Origin of the sequence: Ruminococcus flavefaciens MA2007, from assembly GCF_000621845.1 — a bacterium.
In the GTDB taxonomy this organism is placed as follows: domain Bacteria; phylum Bacillota; class Clostridia; order Oscillospirales; family Ruminococcaceae; genus Ruminococcus; species Ruminococcus flavefaciens_E.
In genome coordinates this window covers 315,831-333,604 of sequence record NZ_KK211354.1, presented here as the reverse complement: position 1 = coordinate 333,604, position 17,774 = coordinate 315,831, and the positions used below count along the sequence as shown (strand labels likewise).

Genomic DNA, 17,774 nt, shown 5'->3' with positions numbered 1-17,774 from the left:
TAGTGTGCCGATAGGTTTAGTTAAAAAGTATCCCCACTTGTACAAATGTCAGAGTTTTCTGAAATATTAATTTGATTCTTTTATGAACAAATTATGAGCTCTTTTGATTTTAACGTTTTGCCAAGTATTTATACCCCAAACGATACCCCTTCGGCTTGAAAAAAAGCTTGCAAAATCAAAACTTACAAGATAATACTTATTTACATAAAATTCACAAAACATAAGCTCTTCATTTTATTGACAAATCAATTTTAGTATTGTATAGTAAACTTATAATATATACATAACGCACGTTTTTTCGGCTGATGCTTAGCCATTATCGCCTGATAAAAGACAGAAAAAAATCACTTCAGAAAATGTCAGGTGAAGCCCGGCAGCTTCATGACAGAATGTCCTGCACTGCGTTCTGTTAAACATTGACATCGCCGTTTCAGACAAGGAGGAACTTATGAGTTTACCGAATGATCCCGTTATTTTATTAAGCTATATCAATACGCTTCTTCGTGACGAATACCCGTCCTTTGAGGAGCTGTGCAAGAGTCTTTGCACCTCTGCGGACGATATCAGCTCAAAGCTTGAAAAGATAGGTTATGTATACGATCCAAACACTAATTCATTCAGATAGTATCCCGTCTTAACTGATTCGTTTGACCTGACGCGGATACTCAGTCGGCTTCTTGCCGAATGGGAGGGCTTATGAACACGATCATCAAAAAACTGACGGCGGCTGCTTCTTCCGCAGTTATCGCCGTGTGCTCCGTTAGCTTCAATTACAGCTTCGGAGCTGACACCGAAGAAAAGACATATAAAGTACATTTTGAGCTGGGCGACGATGTAACTATCGTTCCCGACGACGACGGAAACGTACCCGATATCAAGGATAGAGAAGGCACTTTTGATTCTACCCTTATAATACCTACAGCCGAGCTCCAAAGAGAGGGCTACTACTTCAAGGGCTGGACCGACGATAATGTTTACGGCTATATCGGCGGACGAGTTTACCATATCCCCAATCACGATGTTACTATCACCCCTGTGTGGCAAAAAAAAGATGACAAGGTCTACCACACCGTAAAATTCAGCGTTGTTATCGACGGCGAAGTACGCGAGGACTATGAAAAAATGGTTCCCGGCGAGAAAGTCCGTGCAGGCGCTCTTGTAGAGATACCTATGAACGTTTTCCCACGCAGCGGATATACTCAGAGCGGCTGGACAGACGGCACCCACGTCTTTGCAGGTCAGCAGTACATCGTTGTGGGCGATGAGGACATCACTCTTGAGCCAAACTGGTGCAAGAAGTACAAGCTTACCTACACCGTCGGAGACGCCGACAGAATAAACGGTGCTGTAAAGCAGGAATATGAGGTAATGGAAACAGGTGCGGTAAATCTTCAGAGCAACGACCGTTTCTCCAGAAGCGGATTCAATATCATCGGCTGGCACTGCGAAACTGACGGTCAGGATTACAAATGCGACCAGAAGTTCGTTATGCCTGCAAACGATGTTGTTATGACTCCTATCTGGAACCCTATCAATTACACTATTGTATTCTTTGCTAATACAGGCTCAAGCAAAGACGATATCAGAGTAAAGGGCAAGACAGATACAACAATACAGGTTCCGGAGTGTACAGTCAAGAGAGACGGCTATACATTCGGCGGCTGGCAGAGAGATGATAAGATATATCAGGCAGGCGAGGATTTCCTTATTGAGGGAGCACAGCCTGGCATTGGTATCTCGTTCAAGGCTGTATGGAATGCTGAGGGCAGTGAGACTACAACAACTACCACATCTGAAACTGCCACAACAACTTCTTCTGTAACAACAACGTCTGCAACTACAGCTCCTATCCTTTCAACAACATCTACAACAGCTGTAATGGCTTATGAGATAAGCGTTGTTGACAAGGCGTCAGGCAAGCTTATCAACGACGTTTACCTCAGCGCTAAGGATACCATTATTGAAAACGGTTCTTCAAGAGTATCCGGATTCCCTGTGGATACAAAATCAGCAAACCCAAAGAAAGTTGATTTCAAGGGTATCAAAAACTTTGAGGGCATTACAAATATAAGCGATTTCCAGATAGTTCAGAATATCTACAACGGCTTTGCGTATAAGCTCAGTGAGGACGATATCACAAGCGAGGTAAAGGACGGTACCGCTTATTACACAGTTAAGGTCGCTAAAAAGGTATATCCCGATGATGTAAGACCTTATTCACACGTTGTAAGAGTCTATGACAAGGCAACAAAGGAGCTCGTAAACGACGCTGTCGTTATGGGAGCATGGAATATCGTATATGAGGACGGCGGAGTAACAGGTCCAATCTCACAGATAGATACCTCCGCAGCTAATCCTGCTATCATAAGCTATGAGAAGTACAAGGACGCTAAGGTTTGCAGCTTCAGTATAAACGGCGTTAAGGAAGGTTCGCCTTACACATTCAGCAAGGACGACTACACTACCGAGGACGACGGCGTTCAGCACAAAATCTACCATAATGTTTATCTCACAAAGTCTGAGATAACTTACGGCGACGCCAACAGCGACGGAAATGTTGATATGTCAGATGTAGTTCTTATCATGCAGGCTCTTGCAAATCCTAACAAGTTCGATATAAACGGTACAGATGACAACCATATCACTGAAAAGGGCAGAACAAATGCCGATGTATGGAACACAGGCGACGGTCTCACTACTGAGGACGCACTCCATATCCAGAAGTATCTCCTCGGTCTCTGCGACATAACAGGCAAGGCGGAAATGACTTCTTCACCCGAATAAACATAACAAAAAAGGACTGCTTTTAGGCTGCTCCCCTTAACGGAAAAAGCGGGCTACCGAGCCGTAAAGTAACGGCTCATATTTGGTAACCTGCGATTCCGCCAAAGGGGGCTCCCCTTGCAGTCCTTTTTCTTTTATATAACGCCAAGACCTTCGAGAAGAAGCTTCAAGCCTATGAGTATAAGTATAGTTCCGCCTGCTATCTCGGCTTTTTTCTCATATTTGCTGCCGAACTTGTGACCGACGAAAACTCCCACAAGTGAAAGGGCAAAGGTTATCGCGCCTATCATAGTGACTGAGAACAACAGGTCTGTTTTTTCTGCGGCAAAAACTATTCCTACCGCAAGTGCGTCAATGCTTGTTGCTATGGCAAGCAGTGTGAGTTCCTTAAAGTCGAGCCTGTACTCCTTGTATGCTTCGTCCTGCTCATCGTCCTTTATAGCTTCAATTATCATCTTTCCGCCGATAAAGGCAAGAAGTCCGAATGACACCCAATGGCTGAACGAGCTTATTATGTCTGCGAAGCGGCTCCCGAGAAAATATCCTATAACAGGCATTATTCCCTGAAATACACCGAAGAACAAAGCTGTTATGACTCCGCCCTTTAAATTGAGCTTTTTCATACTCAGCCCCTTACAGACTGATACTGAAAATGCGTCCATTGCAAGACCAACGGAGATAAGCAGAAGTTCGGCTAAACTCATAAAAAACGTCCTCTCATAAAAAAAATTCGGATACCATTGTACCCGAACCTCACTCAGGTACGACGATAAAGCCGTACATGAGTCTCATTATTTAAGGCAAAACCGAACGCTTTCGCGTTAGTATGTCGGCTTGCCGCACACTTTCGTATGTTAACTACTCCCTCACATAACAATGCTTATTATACATTGTATTTCAGCGCCTGTCAATATATTACAGTTAGCATATAAAAACAATTAAGGGACGGCGCAAACCGTCCCTTATGTCATTATTCTTCGTCAGGCATTTCCCAGTTATGGTAAACGTTCTGAACGTCGTCGTTCTCTTCGAGGTGCTCAAGGAGAAGATTCATCTTCTTGATATGATCCTCGTCTGTGAGAGTTGTATAAGTAGAAGGTATCATCTCAGACTCGGCAGAAATTACATTATAGCCCTTTTCTGTAAGTCCCTCGCGGAGAGCGTGAACGCTCTCGGGAGCGCACTCGATCTCAACTGTTTCCTCGTTGATGTCGAAGTCCTCGCCGCCGAACTCGAATACGTCTTCCATTACCTTGTCCTCGTCGAAACCTGTGTTCTCAAGGATAACGATACCCTTGTTTGTGAACATGAATGATACACAGCCGATAGTACCGAGGTTGCCGCCGAACTTATCGAAATAGTGACGAACCTCGCCTGCTGTTCTGTTTCTGTTGTCTGTAAGACACTCTACGATAACAGCTACGCCGTTAGGACCGTATCCCTCGTAGGTGATGTTCTCATAGTTGTTCTTGTCGCCGTCGCCTGCTGCCTTCTTGATGATACGCTCGATATTGTCGTTAGGCACGTTGTTGGACTTTGCCTTGGCGATAAGGTCACGAAGCTTGCTGTTGTTGTTAGGATCGGGACCGCCCTCCTTAACTACAACGGTGATCTCACGTCCGATCTTGGTGAAAATCTTGCCCTTTGCAGCGTCGGTAGCTTCCTTTTTACGTTTGATATTGTTCCATTTTGAATGACCTGACATAGTTTACACTCCTATCTGTTCATTTTCGTTTATATTTGAATTTATAATAAGTTCAAACAGTTCCCTAATACGTTCATTTCCGCCTGTGAGATAGAGATAGCCGAAAAGGCACTCCAGCGCCGTAGCTCTGCGGTATTCCGCAGCGTCGGCGTGCTTGGGAACTGTATTTCCCGTGGCATTCCTGCCTCTTTTCAGCACCGCAAGCTCATGGTTGCTGAGCTTCTCAGCTACAAGGTCATACGCCTTTGACTGGAACTCCGCACAAACAAGCTTTATCTTTGCGGAATGGAGCTTCGCAACAGGCATATTTGCCCGACGAAGCAGATACTCCCTCACAAGGGTATCGTAAACGCTGTCTCCCAGAAATGCAAGAGTCAGCGGACTGTATGAATTAGCTTCACGCTCGGTAAGTTTTTCTGTGCTCATATCAGTTTACAAAGTCGAACTCGAAGCCCTCAAGGCTTACGGTGTCGCCCTCCTGTATGCCCATTTCCTCAAGCTTTGCGATAATGCCGCTGTTGATAAGCACACGCTGGAAATACTGGAGCGACGAATAGTCGTCGGGATCAACAGTACGCATGATAGGCTGTATCCACGGTGCGTCAACGAAGTAGACATCGTCCTCGACTGTTATCTCGAACTTCTTGTCAACGCCCAGCATCTCGTCAAGCTCCTCCTGCGGTATGGGCTCTGCCTCGAATTCCTTTATAGGCGGCAGTGTGTCAAGCACTTCGGATATCTTTTTCACAAGCTCCGATGTGCCCTGAGTTGTTGCAGCCGATATGCAGAAAAATGGTATATTCTTGTCCTCTATATATTTGCGGAACTTTTCTATCTGCTCCTCAGTCGCCATATCTGATTTATTGGCAGCCACTATCTGAGGACGCTCTGCAAGCTCCTCGTTGAACTTGGCAAGCTCCGCGTTTATAACGTCGAAATCCTCGCAGGGATCACGTCCCTCAATGCCTGAAACATCGACTACATGGACTATAAGCCTACAGCGCTCGACGTGTCTGAGGAACTCATGTCCCAGTCCTACGCCGTCGCCTGCGCCCTCGATAAGTCCGGGGATATCAGCCATTACGAAGGACTTCTCCTCCTCTACCCTTACAACTCCGAGAACAGGAGTGAGAGTAGTAAAATGGTAATTTGCTATCTTTGGCTTTGCTGCGCTGACAACAGAGATAAGTGTGGATTTTCCGACGTTGGGGTATCCCACAAGTCCTACGTCCGCAAGGAGCTTCAGCTCCAGAGTCACCTCGAACTCCTCGCCAGGATAGCCCGGCTTTGCGAATTTTGGTATCTGGCGTGTTGAGGTAGCAAAGTGGACATTGCCCTTGCCGCCCTGTCCGCCTTTTGCAAGGACCTTAGGCTCGTCCGTGGACATATCCGCCATTATCCTGCCGCTCTTTGCGTCGCGTATTACAGTACCTCTCGGCACCTTTATAATAAGGGGCTGTGCGCTTTTTCCCGTGCAGTTTCTACCGCTGCCGTTTTCCCCGCGGTCAGCCACATATTTCCTCTTATACCTGAAATCTATCAGAGTCGAGAAATTATCATCGACCTGAAAAATCACATCTCCGCCGCGTCCGCCGTCGCCGCCGTCGGGACCGCCTGCCGCTACATACTTTTCGCGGTGAAACGATACAGCGCCGTCGCCGCCGTCACCTGCTTTGATCATTATTTTCGCCTGATCAACGAACATTTCCGTCCTCCGTTTCTAAAGAAAAATCCCAAGCGAAAGCTCGGGATTTATTGTCACGTTATGGCTGTTACTGCTCAATCTCGTAAACAGAAACCTTCTTACGGTCACGTCCGTAACGCTCAAACTTTACCTTACCGCTTACTGTAGCGAATAATGTATCATCTGAACCGATGCCGACACCGTTACCAGGGTGGATATGTGTTCCTCTCTGACGAACGAGAATGTTGCCAGCCTTAACAAACTGACCGTCTGCTCTCTTAACGCCAAGTCTCTTAGCCTCAGAGTCACGTCCGTTCTTTGTGGATCCGCCGCCCTTCTTATGAGCAAAGAACTGCATACTAATTTTAAACATACTTACACCTCCGAAATAGTGATTTTGATCGTGTTAGGGTACTCTTCCAGTATAGCCTCAAAGTGCTGTTTTAAAACACTCAGCAGACGCGAAGGTATCTCTCCCCCGTCACCGCAGATACATTCGATAACGTTATCCCCCACAGTCACCTGCGGCTTCAAACCGAATTCATCGAGGATATTTGCAGTAAGCTGTACCGCTGATGAAACAGCCGCACAGACAACGTCCTTTCCGCTCTCGGCATAGCCTGAGTGGCCGCTGAACTTAAAGCCTGTCAGAAGTCCCTGCTTTTCATAAAATTCTGCGCGGATCATGATCAAGCCTTGATAGCTTCGATCTTGACCTGAGTGTAAGGCTGTCTGTGTCCCTGCTTTCTCTTTTCACCCTTCTTAGGCTTGTAAGTGAAAACAGTGATCTTCTTAGCCTTGCCGTTCTTCAGAACCTTTGCGCTTACAGCTGCACCGTCAACATAAGGTGTACCGATCTTGAGTCCATCGTCTGCTCCGAGAGCTACTACCTTGTCGAAAGTAACTGTCTCATCAGCCTCAGCTGCGAGCTTCTCGATGAAGATGATATCTCCCTCGTTTACCTGATACTGCTTTCCGCCGGTTTCAATAACTGCGTACATATTGTGGCACCTGCCTTTTCAATAAACTCGCTGTTACAGGCGTGTGAGCGCACAACTTTAAAGCCTGTTTACAAGCGGCAATAATATTTTATCACAAAGATACGGCTTTGTCAAGCTTTTTTTGCAATATTCCCTATGCAAAATCATTTACTTTCAATATAGCCAAAAGATTTTGGGGCTTATATGTCATTCCCCCGCCTGCGGCGGGGGAAAATGCGTTTTTATGCAGTGAAATATTCAGCTTACCAGACTCTGTAGTTCTCCTCGCCTATCTTATAGCTTGTACCCGGAACATAGAGGTCGTTTGGCTTGATCTCCTTGCCCTGCTCCTTAGCAGTGTCGATAGCTCTCTTGAGTTCTCTGAAAGCAACGCTGTTTGTAACGATACGTGTTACGTTCTCCTGACTCGGGTTTGTGCTGAGATATTCAAGTATAGCCTGCTGGAGATAGAAATAGGTACGGAGCTGAGTTTTCTTGAACTCGATGCTCTGCTGTGCGTCGCCCTCGCCCTCAAGGAGGAAGAGGCTGTCGCCCTCACGGTAGCCCAGTGTGAACTTTGCAAATATCTCGGGGATAAATACTCTTATCTCGCCTGCAAGTCCCTTGTTGCCGCCGACCAGCTCCTCGAGCTTGTCAGCCATTGCAACATACTCGTCGTGGTTGTTTATCTTCTCCATCATGCTGATAGTCTCTCTTGCAGCGTTCATTACCAGCTCCTTGTCGAACGGGCACTGGTCGTCCTCACGCTGAACGAAGATAGCGTACTGCTTCTCTGAAACAAAGGTCTCATCAGCAAACATTTCTTCTTCAACATACTTCTCAAAGTACTTAGGAAGCTCTACAAGCACAGAGCCGTTCATACGGACCTCGATTATCTTCTTCTCCTTGTACTTTGCAAGATATATTCTCAGCCAGTAGTACTTCTTTGAGCCCAGATACTTAGGTATCTCTGTGCTGATGAAGTTAACCAGCATCGTTGGCGGCTTGTCCTTAACGCCTATTCTTACTACAGACTGGCAGTACATATCGAAATCGTAGTGCTGTCTGAGAAAATCAACAGGTACATACTGTGGATTTTTCTTTGCGATAGACTGGTCGAGCGGGTGCCATACGCCGCCGTAGAATATTTCTACAGCCATTTTAGCAGCCTCTGTCTCGTCCTTGCCCTGTGAGTCAACAGGCTCGATAAGGGGCTCGTCGAAGTCGTCGTGCTTTACGATAAAGATAGTCTGAAGTATAAGTACACCATCAGTTTCATCTGCCTTGCCTACCTGAACATCAATGGTAAAGCCCTTTGGCATAATGACACAGTCATCATAGAGAGTACCCTTCAGCTTCTCGTTGAGGTTTTCGAGCACCATGCTCTTTATGTCAGCTCTTATATCAGTATTCTGAACTTCCTCTGTCTTCTGATTATTGTTGTTTTTCTTCTTGAAAATTCCCATTTTCTATTCTCCTTAATTTGATGATATCAATATATGCTCTGCATAATATTAAACTGTGAATTTAACTGCTGCCCAGCCCTCGCGGACTTCGGGCTCAGGCTCCTTGAAGCCAACAGACTTCAGCGCGTCTATGACCTCGTCCATACGCTCCTCGATGATACCCGAAACAATGAGGATACCGCCTTTTTTAAGGTAGCGCAGGAAGCTTTCCTTCATGGCGATGAGTACGTCCGCAACGATATTTGCTGCGATTATGTCATACTTGTCGTCTATCTCATCGGCAAGCTTCTCGTCGGTAAGGATATTGCCGAAGTAGGTCTTGTAAACATCGGGTGAAATGTGGTTCTTGACTGCATTTTCAAGAGCAGTTACCGCCGCATTTTCCTCGATATCCACTGCAACAGCGCTCTTTGCGCCTAAAAGCATAGCTCCGATAGAGAGTATACCGCTGCCGCAGCCCATATCCAGAAGCTTGTCGCCCTTATTCAGGTACTTTTCCAGTACCTCAAGACAAAGCCTTGTGGTATGGTGCTTGCCTGTGCCGAAGCTTGAAGCAGGATCAATTTCAAGGATTATCCTGCCGTCGGAGTTGTCATACTCCTCCCATGAGGGCTTGATGACCAGCTTTTCGCCTACCTTGAAGGGCTTGAAGTACTGCTTCCAGTTGTTAGCCCAGTCCTCCTCGCGGATACTTGACATTTCGGCTTCAAGTCTGCCGTAAGCGCCCTCGGTATCGGCTGCCTTCATCTCGGCAAGCATGGACTTGATAGCGATGAGCATTTCTGCTCCCTGACCGTTTGTCGGTATATAGACCGTGACGCAGGTCTCACACTCGGAAAGTCCCATAAGGTCGTCGTCGATATAGTCCCACTGACCGTTCTTATTTTCAAGGAACTCCTTGAAATCCTCGGGATCCTTTATGGAAAAGCCCTTGATGCCGATGTCTCCCAGCTTTGAGCAGAGAAGCTCAATGCCCTCGGTAGTGGTATAAATGTTGACTTCTGTCCATTCCATTAGTTAAATTACTCCTTAATTGCAAATAAGCATAAGATATAAGAGCACATCATTGTTATCAACAATGCCGTCGCCGCTGATATCAGCAGCAGCTATCTCCGAGGTTGTAAGCACTGAGATACCCTCGGGCAGCTTGCCGAGACTGTTGAGGTACTCGTTTATAAGCGCTAAGTCATAGGTATCGAAGCTGCCGTCGTTATTAACGTCGCCTGCTTCATATTCTTCGGGCTCGCCTGCATATTCAAGCTTTGTCAGCTCAACATAGCCGTTTCTGCCGCCTATTTTCACCTCGCCCACTGTTCCGCTGACGCTGAGCACCCTGACAACGTTTCCGTATGAAAGTGAAGCTATAGCGTCCTTTTGAGCCTTAATGTCCGACCATACCTTTACAGGCACGCTGTCGGAGCAGTAATACTCTCCTGCCTTATAAGTCACCGTAGTAACGGCAGGGCGCGGAGTGGTCTGCGCTTTTGTTGTTGTGACAGTTGTTGTTTTGGCTTTAGTCTGCACTGCTGTTGTAGTTGTCAGCGCAGCAGCCGCTGTAGTTGTTATAGAGGAAGTTACTGTAGAAGTTTCGGTATCTTTTTCCGGTATTTCAAGAGGTGTGAAGCCTTTATACGGATTCTTGCCCTTGATCGCCTGAAAAACTGTTATATTCTTGTTATCATATGCCTCAAACATGAGTATCTCGTCCTTGGCAGGATCAGCCATATACACGTCGTCACCGATGATACCGTCGATATACACCCAGTGTCCGCCCACATTGCATATAACGTAAAGTCCCTTGTCGAGATATTCCTTTATCTCAGAAGCCTTTCCGCTCTGAGTATCCGACTTGAAGTTCAGATTTGCCGTAGCGATGCTTACCTCGGGGATAGCCTTGTTGACGGAGCCCCACGCACTGAGTCCGCCCCACTGATTGAAAGCCTTCATATCATTGAGAGTCTTTGCAAACACACCCGGATCAAAGCTTTCGGTATCCTTAGCTCCCGAAGCAACCGCAGCCATTGCGATAGAGGTTATGTAGCAGCCTGAGCTGCGCACTGTAGAACCGCCGATAGCATAGCTGCCCCAGCGCTCGTCATTCTGTCTCCAGAGTCTGAAGTCGTCGGCTGCATGAGCCTTGTTATTCGTCTGACACGCTCCCGCAAGCATTCCGATAAGGATAAAAAATGCAAGCAGGACAGAAAATATTCCTTTTTCTTTTACAGTTCGCATAATCCAACCTCCGTATTTACGTTATCGGCTTTTTATGCGTCTCCTTTTTCTGGCTTCTCTGAACTCATCATATGCTCTGATATATTCGTTCATCGCCTTTTCTTTTTCTTGCTCACTCAGAGTAACACTGCCGTAGACCGACCTGTCGAATAACTCAGCAGTATCCGTGATATCTGCGCCCGACATCTCATGTACGAGAGCCGCCGCCTCATTTGAGGTATTGACGTTTTCGATACCATAGACCTTGCAAATCCTGTGCATTACAGCTCTGACAGCGTCATTCGGATTGCGTTTTTTTCCTCTGAAAATGAACCATTTATGTGACAGCATGGGATATACGAATGCAAACAGCAGTACCAGCATTGCGCCTGCCAGTATCATCAGGCCTGCATATGAAAGCATATCCGTAGCAGTCGAGGCTTTTTTATTGCCCGTTTCCACAATATCGGCAACGGTAGGCTCAAAGCTTGCCCAGCCATAGCCCCTTATATAAAGCTCGGGGAAGCCGTGCAAGTCCTTTGCGCGGATCGAATAATTGGTACTGCCCACAAATCTGCCGCCCTCATTATGAGTCATATTGTAGCCCTCGCAGTATCTTGCGGGGATACCTGCGGCACGTGCAAGAAGCACCATTGCAGTGGCGTATTCGTAGCAGACGCCTGTTTTTGTACTGAACAGGAAGTCTTCTGCGTTTTCGCCCTTTTCTTTTTTGTATTTAAGGTTATAGACGTAGTCGTTATTATAAAAATACCGCTCTATCGCCTTAGCCTTTTCGTATTCTGTCTGACAGCCCTTTGTTATCTCGTCGGAAAGAGCCTTTATGTTGCTTTTTCCGCCGTAATCAAGAAGATACTCCTGATAATCGTCATAGAGCATATAGTCTATGTCGATATATCTGCATTTCTGCACATAATCCTCTGAGCTTTCGTCAGTAAGGTTTTCGTCGAGGATAAAGCTTGCGTCAAGGAGAAGCTCCTCATAATCGCATTCTGCCAGCTTATTGATGAATTTGTTGTTTTCAGCGCTCATGAAGAAGGTATCATCATCATAAACAAATGAAAAAAATTCATCTGTGGCAAAATACTTATCTACAGCATAGACCGTGCCGCCGCGAAGACGGACTACGTCATGCTTTCTTGTAGAATCAGTCATAGCTATGGCAAACTGCGGTACAGGAGCCATATCCGTGCCCTTGGTTATGCCTGCGCGTCCGAATAAGCTGTAGAATTCAGCCTCTCTGATATCAGGCTCGTCAAGGCCGTTCTCCACAAACTCTGTAAGCCCGTATTTCTCGGCAAACTCACTGTCGATAGAAGCCGCTTCGAGAACAGCGCCTGCGATCCCCATATGACAGCCGATATCAACAGGAACATCGCCTTTCTTGGTGCTAAATCTGCTGTCCATATCCTCAATGCTCCACTTATCGTCCTGATAGCTGTAGGTGGAATGAGTAGCAGTCTTGATCCTCAGAGGACCGTCTGCTCTTACCTCATAGATGAGGGTATCATCGTTATTTGAGCGGAACTGTTCTCCCGTAGTGGTATCACGGAAAATGTCTATCATCGCATTGAGCTTATCAGTGAACTGATCGGCGTCGATGAGAGTTTCGAGGACAGTTCTGTCCGCCACGACAGCAGGCTTCGGAAAAATAGCCGCCGCCGCCGCAAAGATCACGGCATAGACCGCAATTGGCTTCCATGATTTTCTTCTTTCCACGAATACCGTGCTTTCGGTATCCGTAAGCTGTCTGTAGTAGACCATGAGAAGTATATATCCCACAGCCAGAAGAATAATGAATACTGTGGGCATTTTTTCATATTCCTTACCGTAAATGGAGAAAGGAATGATGAATATCAGGAAATTCATGAATATCCTGTATCTTATGCGCGTAAAATAGTAAATTACCGAGCCCATGAAAAGCATGAACAACAGATAAAAGGCAGCCGCATACCAGAAGTTGAAGCTCATGGTATCCTGCGGTGTAAGGAACCAAAGTCCCCATAGGATAGAATAGTCCTTTTTACCTATGTTGATCGCCTCACGGACTCCCGCGCCGAATACGACAACAAGAGCCGCATACATGAAAAAGCCGAGGAAATTATGCTTTTTCATGAAATCAAATATTCTGAACATTATCCAGCCGAGGAAAAAACTGCACAGTCCCCAGCCCAGCGCAAAGATATATCCCTGATTATCGGTCTTTGTGGTATCGCGGTTGCGGTAATGATACATGAGCGATGTCATTATCAGAATCGTGTACCACAGCACGGGGTCTGTGAGCGTTCTCAGCAGGAACGCTTTCAGATCGAAATTTTTGTTTTTGGTCTCATTCATATTTATACCAGTTTGAAATTATTATCTTCATCAAGATACCACATTTTAAAGGATGTGGAATTTACAGACGCAATGGAGAGTCCGATAATGCTTGTGTTATCAGGCTCCTCGATATAACGGGTAACCTCTGAAAAGCCCGGACCTGCGTCGGTAGTAGCAACTACACAGGCACAGAATGAACCTGTATTATGAGAAAGGTCGATACGCTTATCGGGTACAACCTTTATAGCAAGTATTTTCAGCAGGAGCTGATTCGGATAATCGGGATTATCCACGCTTTCGCAGGCAGTCTCGCCAGTGCTGGTGCGGTATACGAAATTGCAGGCGATACCCTGCTTTACCAGCAGGTCAAGCAAGCCGAATACCGAGCGGATAAGCTGTTCCTCGCCTCTTACAGCGTTTACGGGCGGGATCGCGCCATTTCTGTAAAGGTCGAGTATCAGAACAGGCTGTACCGAAGCGGCAGCCTCGTCCAGACGTACCATAAGCTTCTGCTTTTTCGATGAAAGCTTCCAGTTTATGCGTTTCAGCGGATCGCCCTGCTCGTATTCGCGGTGCTCATAGCCTGGAGAGGTATTTGCCGAGAACAGCATGGCTGTATCGTTTTCCTCATCGTCATCGCTTGTGAGCACAACGTCCGCAATGGAACGGAAAAGCTGAGTTGAGGACTTGACCTCGGGAATTGGCGGTATAACGCCTACGGAAACAGGCTGAGGGAGCGGAGTTTTCACCGCAAACTTCATAAATCCGAGAAATCCGCAGGAATAAACCGCTTTTATACCTATCTCACCGTTTCCGCCCACAAGAGCGTCAACCTCTAATCTGAAGCGGCGTTTGTTCTCATTGAGCATACTTAGCTTGCGCTTTTTTATGTCCTGAGCAAAAATTTCAGTAGCATAGGGGCATATTTCCACTATTGAAACCGGAAATACACCTGTTTTCTCAACTTTTACATCGACAAAGAGCTTGCTGCCCTTTGGCACATAGGCGTCACAGCTGAAGCTTACCTTGATGCGATTTCTTGCGTAAAGGGTGATAAAAAGCGACACAAGGGGCGCAAACGCCACGAATGCCAGCAGAATGATACCCATTTCGCCGTCGATATAGAAAGTGAAGATATAGACCAGAAAAGCAACTGCAAGTACGCTTATAATACTCTTGAAATGCTTCATATTCAGCTCATAGCAGGAACAGGACAGTTTTTGAGGACATTTTCCACATATGCCTCGCCTGAGCCAAAGGCAGTTTTGCCCTGCGGTGAAAGTATTATTCTGTGAGAGAGAACCGAAACAGCCGTATTCTTTACATCATCTGGAGTTACATAGTCTCTCTCGTAGATGTACGCATAAGCCTTTGCCGCCTTGAAAAGCGCTATGCTTCCGCGGGGGCTTATGCCGAGAACGGTATTTCTGTCCGCTCTTGTTGCCGCAACGATATCAACGATGTACTCCTTGACAGCGTCGCTGACGCGGACCTGCTTTACCTCCTGCTGCATTGCGATGATATCTTCAACGTGCATTACAGGTTCTTCTATATTAACAATAGGATTGTTGAGCTCTGTTCTTTCAAGTATCTGTACTTCCTCCTCCATTGAGGGATAGCCCATAGACAGCTTCATGAAGAATCTGTCCATCTGAGCCTCGGGAAGGTGGAAAGTACCGTAGGTCTCTACAGGGTTCTGAGTTGCCATAACGAGGAACGGCTTCGGGAGCTTGTGGGTAACGCCGTCAAGACTTATCTGGCGCTCCTCCATAGCCTCAAGCAGAGCCGACTGTACCTTCGGCGAGGCACGGTTTATCTCGTCCGCAAGGAGGAAATTACACATTACCGCACCGTCGCGGTAAACAAAGTCGCCCTTATTTGAATCGAGCATAGTAAAGCCAGCAATATCCGAGGGCATAACGTCGGGAGTAAGCTGGATACGGTTGAATTTTCCGCCTATTGAACGTGATAGAGCGGTTATCAGCTGAGTTTTGCCAACGCCGGGAACGTCCTCAAGAAGAACATGACCTTCACATAACAGTGCGGCTATCAGCTTGATTACCGTGTCCTTTTTACCTACAATGACTCTGCCGACAGAACCTGCGAGTTTACTAATTCTTTCATTCATATTACAGTACCTCATACTTTTGAGCATATTATCCAATTAAAACTATTATAACATATTTTCCAAATTACTTCAAGGGAAAACCATACGAAAAAAAACCTGTATTATTGTAACATCTTACAATAATACAGGTGTTATAATGTGGAAAATTTGTCCAATTAATCGCTATATCTATATAAAAAAGCTGTTTTTTCTGTTGATAAGTAAAAACAGCGGCAGGATTATTCCGCCGCTGTCTGTAAAAGCTTTGATTACTTGATCATGTTAGCGATCTCGTCAGCAAAATTCTCTTCCTTCTTCTCAACGCCCTCGCCGCGCTCGTAACGAACAACGTCAACGACCTTGATAGAACCGCCGAGCTTCTTAGCCTCTGCGTCAACATAGCCCTGAACTGTGAGCTTGTCGTCCTTAACGAAAGCCTGCTCGAGGAGGCAGTTCTCGCTGTAGTACTTGCCAACCTTGCCTTCAACGATCTTTACGCGAACCTGCTCGGGCTTGGAAGCCATCTTAGGATCCTCAGCCATCTGAGCGAGCATGATCTTCTTCTCGTTCTCGATAACCTCAGCAGGAACGTCCTCTCTTCTTACGTATGGAGCGTTGAGAGCAGCAGACTGCATAGCAACGTCCTTACCGATAGCAGCTACCTGATCAGCAGAAAGGTCTGTGTCCATCTTTACCATAACACCGATGCTGCCGTTGTTGTGGATATAAGAAGCAAGCTTGCCCTCGAGTCTTACGAAACGACGGATAACGATGTTCTCTCTGATCTTCATGCCAGCGAGCTCTGTGAGAGCCTCGCCTACTGTGCCATTGCCGCCGCTGATAGGCATATTCTTGAGAGCCTCAACGTCAGCAGGATTCTTCTCAATGATAGTGTTTGCTACGTTAGCAACGAAGTTTCTGATATCGTCTGTGTTAGCAGCGAAGTCAGTCTCTGTGTTTACTTCGAGGAGAACGCCTACCTCGCCGTTTACAACAGCTGTAACTACGCCCTCAGCAGCAGCTCTGCCGCTCTTCTTAGCCTGTGTAGCAAGTCCTTTTTCTCTGAGGAACTCGATAGCCTTGTCCATATCGCCATCGTTCTCTTCGAGAGCCTTCTTACAGTCCATCATACCAACGCCTGTGGACTTCATAAGATCTTTAATTTCAGCAACGGATACCTTACCCATTGTAAATACCTCCTAATTATTATTAAATCCGCAAAAACCCGAAGGGTTAGTTCGGGTTTTTGATTGTTTTCATTGTTTTATGATTATTCAGCGTCAGCCTCAGCGCTCTCAGCTTCCTCAGCAGGAGCCTCCTGTGCAGCTGTAGCGTCATCGCCCTGTCTGCCTTCGATAACAGCGTTAGCGATTGTGCCTGCGATAAGCTTTACAGCTCTGATAGCGTCGTCGTTACCTGGGATAACGTAATCAACTTCGTCAGGATCGCAGTTTGTATCTACGATAGCAACGATCGGGATGTTGAGCTTCTTAGCCTCAGCAACAGCGATCTTTTCCTTGCGTGGATCAACGATGAAGAGTGCTGCCGGGAGCTTCTTCATTGTCTTGATACCGCCGAGGAACTTCTCGAGCTTCTCTATTTCAAGGTTGAGCTTAACAACTTCCTTCTTAGGGAGAAGAGCGAATGTGCCGTCCTCTTCCATTGTGTGGAGCTGCTCAAGTCTCTTGATTCTTGTCTGGATTGTCTTGAAGTTGGTGAGCATACCGCCCAGCCATCTTGCGTTTACATAGTGTGCGCCTGCTCTTGTAGCTTCTTCCTTAACGGAATCGCCAGCCTGCTTCTTTGTACCTACGAAAAGTACCTCGCCGCCCTGTGAAGCGATGTCGCGAACGAACATATAAGCGTCCTCGAGCTTCTTAACTGTCTTCTGAAGGTCGATGATGTAGATTCCGTTTCTCTCTGTGAAAATGTATGGTGCCATTTTCGGGTTCCATCTTCTTGTCTGGTGTCCGAAGTGTACGCCAGCCTCAAGAAGCTGCTTCATTGATACTACTCCCATGGTGTAGTCCTCCTTAAAATTGGTTAATATTAATCCTCCGACCGACTTAACTCAGCAGCAACGCAGATATCTGCGCACCAACCGCCGAAAGTACAGCCGTGCGAATTGCCTTAATATTATATCATATACAGGCAAGTATTTCAAGCTTTTTTGCAGTGTTTATTTCAACAAACTTAAAAAACTATTTCTCCCTTTTTTTGTTGATTTCATATGCAGGCTATCCTTAGGACGCTCCACAAGCACCACGTCGTCACCTATGACCTTTATTTCCGAGCAGGCTATCACGGAGTCCTCTTCCCTGCCGAAAAATCCAAGAAACCGTGCTCCGCCGTATATGATAAGCGACTTCACGGTGCCGCTTTCGATATCAAGCTCTATATCGTCGATAAAGCCCAGCCGCTCTCCCGTGGAGATGTCTATAACTTCCTTCCTGCATAATTCCTCAAATCCAAGAAGCATATCATCACCTCACAAGCGGAA

At 46.4% G+C, this 17,774-nt stretch carries 18 protein-coding genes; 2 read left to right on the top strand and 16 right to left on the bottom strand.

Going from position 1 to position 17,774, the window contains the following annotated elements; genetic code table 11:
* Positions 1-448 precede the first annotated feature (448 nt).
* Together T497_RS18145 and T497_RS0113000 are read left to right on the top strand one after the other, a co-directional pair.
* Positions 449-625, top strand: coding sequence for a DUF4250 domain-containing protein (locus T497_RS18145; RefSeq protein WP_072300154.1), 177 nt, complete (start codon positions 449-451; stop codon positions 623-625).
* 71 nt (positions 626-696) lie between these two features.
* Positions 697-2,784, top strand: a complete 2,088-nt coding sequence (locus tag T497_RS0113000; protein WP_028515984.1) for a dockerin type I repeat-containing protein — start codon at positions 697-699, stop codon at positions 2,782-2,784.
* Between the two features lie 134 nt (positions 2,785-2,918).
* Here the strand turns inward: T497_RS0113000 and T497_RS0112995 are convergent, their stop codons facing one another.
* From T497_RS0112995 to T497_RS0112920, 16 genes are all read right to left on the bottom strand, one after another.
* Entirely contained in the window at positions 2,919-3,488 is a 570-nt protein-coding gene (locus T497_RS0112995) for a manganese efflux pump MntP (RefSeq protein ID WP_028515983.1), read from the bottom strand.
* A gap of 266 nt (positions 3,489-3,754) precedes the next feature.
* Positions 3,755-4,489: a YebC/PmpR family DNA-binding transcriptional regulator gene (locus T497_RS0112990; RefSeq protein WP_028515982.1), complete on the bottom strand. Its 735-nt coding sequence runs from the start codon at positions 4,487-4,489 to the stop codon at positions 3,755-3,757.
* A gap of 3 nt (positions 4,490-4,492) precedes the next feature.
* Entirely contained in the window at positions 4,493-4,915 is a 423-nt protein-coding gene (locus T497_RS0112985) for a Mini-ribonuclease 3 (protein WP_028515981.1), read from the bottom strand.
* Position 4,916: 1 nt separating this feature from the next.
* The gene (gene obgE / locus T497_RS0112980; protein ID WP_028515980.1) at positions 4,917-6,194 is read right to left on the bottom strand and encodes a GTPase ObgE; all 1,278 of its coding nucleotides are present in this window, start codon (positions 6,192-6,194) and stop codon (positions 4,917-4,919) included.
* Positions 6,195-6,261: 67 nt separating this feature from the next.
* Complete coding sequence (gene rpmA / locus T497_RS0112975) at positions 6,262-6,546, bottom strand: 50S ribosomal protein L27 (RefSeq protein ID WP_024859281.1); 285 nt, start codon at positions 6,544-6,546, stop codon at positions 6,262-6,264.
* A 2-nt stretch (positions 6,547-6,548) separates the two neighbouring features.
* Positions 6,549-6,860: a ribosomal-processing cysteine protease Prp gene (locus T497_RS0112970; protein ID WP_028515979.1), complete on the bottom strand. Its 312-nt coding sequence runs from the start codon at positions 6,858-6,860 to the stop codon at positions 6,549-6,551.
* A gap of 2 nt (positions 6,861-6,862) precedes the next feature.
* Entirely contained in the window at positions 6,863-7,174 is a 312-nt protein-coding gene (gene rplU, locus T497_RS0112965) for a 50S ribosomal protein L21 (protein WP_028515978.1), read from the bottom strand.
* Between the two features lie 242 nt (positions 7,175-7,416).
* Positions 7,417-8,619, bottom strand: a complete 1,203-nt coding sequence (locus T497_RS0112960) for a DUF6348 family protein (protein WP_028515977.1) — start codon at positions 8,617-8,619, stop codon at positions 7,417-7,419.
* A gap of 48 nt (positions 8,620-8,667) precedes the next feature.
* Positions 8,668-9,633: a 50S ribosomal protein L11 methyltransferase gene (prmA, locus tag T497_RS0112955; RefSeq protein WP_028515976.1), complete on the bottom strand. Its 966-nt coding sequence runs from the start codon at positions 9,631-9,633 to the stop codon at positions 8,668-8,670.
* A gap of 15 nt (positions 9,634-9,648) precedes the next feature.
* Entirely contained in the window at positions 9,649-10,851 is a 1,203-nt protein-coding gene (locus T497_RS0112950) for a dockerin type I repeat-containing protein (RefSeq protein ID WP_028515975.1), read from the bottom strand.
* 21 nt (positions 10,852-10,872) lie between these two features.
* A complete protein-coding gene (locus tag T497_RS0112945; protein WP_028515974.1) occupies positions 10,873-13,185 on the bottom strand; it encodes a transglutaminase domain-containing protein in 2,313 nt (770 codons plus the stop codon).
* A 2-nt stretch (positions 13,186-13,187) separates the two neighbouring features.
* Positions 13,188-14,357 (bottom strand): DUF58 domain-containing protein, encoded by a 1,170-nt coding sequence (locus T497_RS0112940; RefSeq protein WP_028515973.1) that lies wholly within the window; start codon positions 14,355-14,357, stop codon positions 13,188-13,190.
* Positions 14,358-14,359: 2 nt separating this feature from the next.
* On the bottom strand, positions 14,360-15,295 hold the full coding sequence (locus T497_RS0112935; protein WP_037325078.1) for an AAA family ATPase: 936 nt from the start codon (positions 15,293-15,295) through the stop codon (positions 14,360-14,362).
* A 248-nt stretch (positions 15,296-15,543) separates the two neighbouring features.
* Positions 15,544-16,461, bottom strand: a complete 918-nt coding sequence (tsf, locus tag T497_RS0112930) for a translation elongation factor Ts (protein ID WP_028515971.1) — start codon at positions 16,459-16,461, stop codon at positions 15,544-15,546.
* Between the two features lie 83 nt (positions 16,462-16,544).
* A complete protein-coding gene (rpsB, locus tag T497_RS0112925; RefSeq protein WP_028515970.1) occupies positions 16,545-17,294 on the bottom strand; it encodes a 30S ribosomal protein S2 in 750 nt (249 codons plus the stop codon).
* 159 nt (positions 17,295-17,453) lie between these two features.
* On the bottom strand, positions 17,454-17,753 hold the full coding sequence (locus T497_RS0112920; RefSeq protein ID WP_028515969.1) for a YlmC/YmxH family sporulation protein: 300 nt from the start codon (positions 17,751-17,753) through the stop codon (positions 17,454-17,456).
* Positions 17,754-17,774: the final 21 nt, after the last annotated feature.

Coding starts and splice junctions, on each gene's coding strand:
- rplU (WP_028515978.1), bottom strand. CDS start 7,174: ATGTACGCAGTTATTGAAACCGGCGGAAAGCAGTATCAGGTAAACGAG.
- T497_RS0112935 (WP_037325078.1), bottom strand. CDS start 15,295: ATGAATGAAAGAATTAGTAAACTCGCAGGTTCTGTCGGCAGAGTCATT.
- T497_RS0112995 (WP_028515983.1), bottom strand. CDS start 3,488: ATGAGTTTAGCCGAACTTCTGCTTATCTCCGTTGGTCTTGCAATGGAC.
- T497_RS0112960 (WP_028515977.1), bottom strand. CDS start 8,619: ATGGGAATTTTCAAGAAGAAAAACAACAATAATCAGAAGACAGAGGAA.
- prmA (WP_028515976.1), bottom strand. CDS start 9,633: ATGGAATGGACAGAAGTCAACATTTATACCACTACCGAGGGCATTGAG.
- T497_RS0112945 (WP_028515974.1), bottom strand. CDS start 13,185: ATGAATGAGACCAAAAACAAAAATTTCGATCTGAAAGCGTTCCTGCTG.
- T497_RS18145 (WP_072300154.1), top strand. CDS start 449: ATGAGTTTACCGAATGATCCCGTTATTTTATTAAGCTATATCAATACG.
- rpmA (WP_024859281.1), bottom strand. CDS start 6,546: ATGTTTAAAATTAGTATGCAGTTCTTTGCTCATAAGAAGGGCGGCGGA.
- obgE (WP_028515980.1), bottom strand. CDS start 6,194: ATGTTCGTTGATCAGGCGAAAATAATGATCAAAGCAGGTGACGGCGGC.
- rpsB (WP_028515970.1), bottom strand. CDS start 17,294: ATGGGAGTAGTATCAATGAAGCAGCTTCTTGAGGCTGGCGTACACTTC.
- tsf (WP_028515971.1), bottom strand. CDS start 16,461: ATGGGTAAGGTATCCGTTGCTGAAATTAAAGATCTTATGAAGTCCACA.
- T497_RS0112985 (WP_028515981.1), bottom strand. CDS start 4,915: ATGAGCACAGAAAAACTTACCGAGCGTGAAGCTAATTCATACAGTCCG.
- T497_RS0112940 (WP_028515973.1), bottom strand. CDS start 14,357: ATGAAGCATTTCAAGAGTATTATAAGCGTACTTGCAGTTGCTTTTCTG.
- T497_RS0112920 (WP_028515969.1), bottom strand. CDS start 17,753: ATGCTTCTTGGATTTGAGGAATTATGCAGGAAGGAAGTTATAGACATC.
- T497_RS0113000 (WP_028515984.1), top strand. CDS start 697: ATGAACACGATCATCAAAAAACTGACGGCGGCTGCTTCTTCCGCAGTT.
- T497_RS0112970 (WP_028515979.1), bottom strand. CDS start 6,860: ATGATCCGCGCAGAATTTTATGAAAAGCAGGGACTTCTGACAGGCTTT.
- T497_RS0112950 (WP_028515975.1), bottom strand. CDS start 10,851: ATGCGAACTGTAAAAGAAAAAGGAATATTTTCTGTCCTGCTTGCATTT.
- T497_RS0112990 (WP_028515982.1), bottom strand. CDS start 4,489: ATGTCAGGTCATTCAAAATGGAACAATATCAAACGTAAAAAGGAAGCT.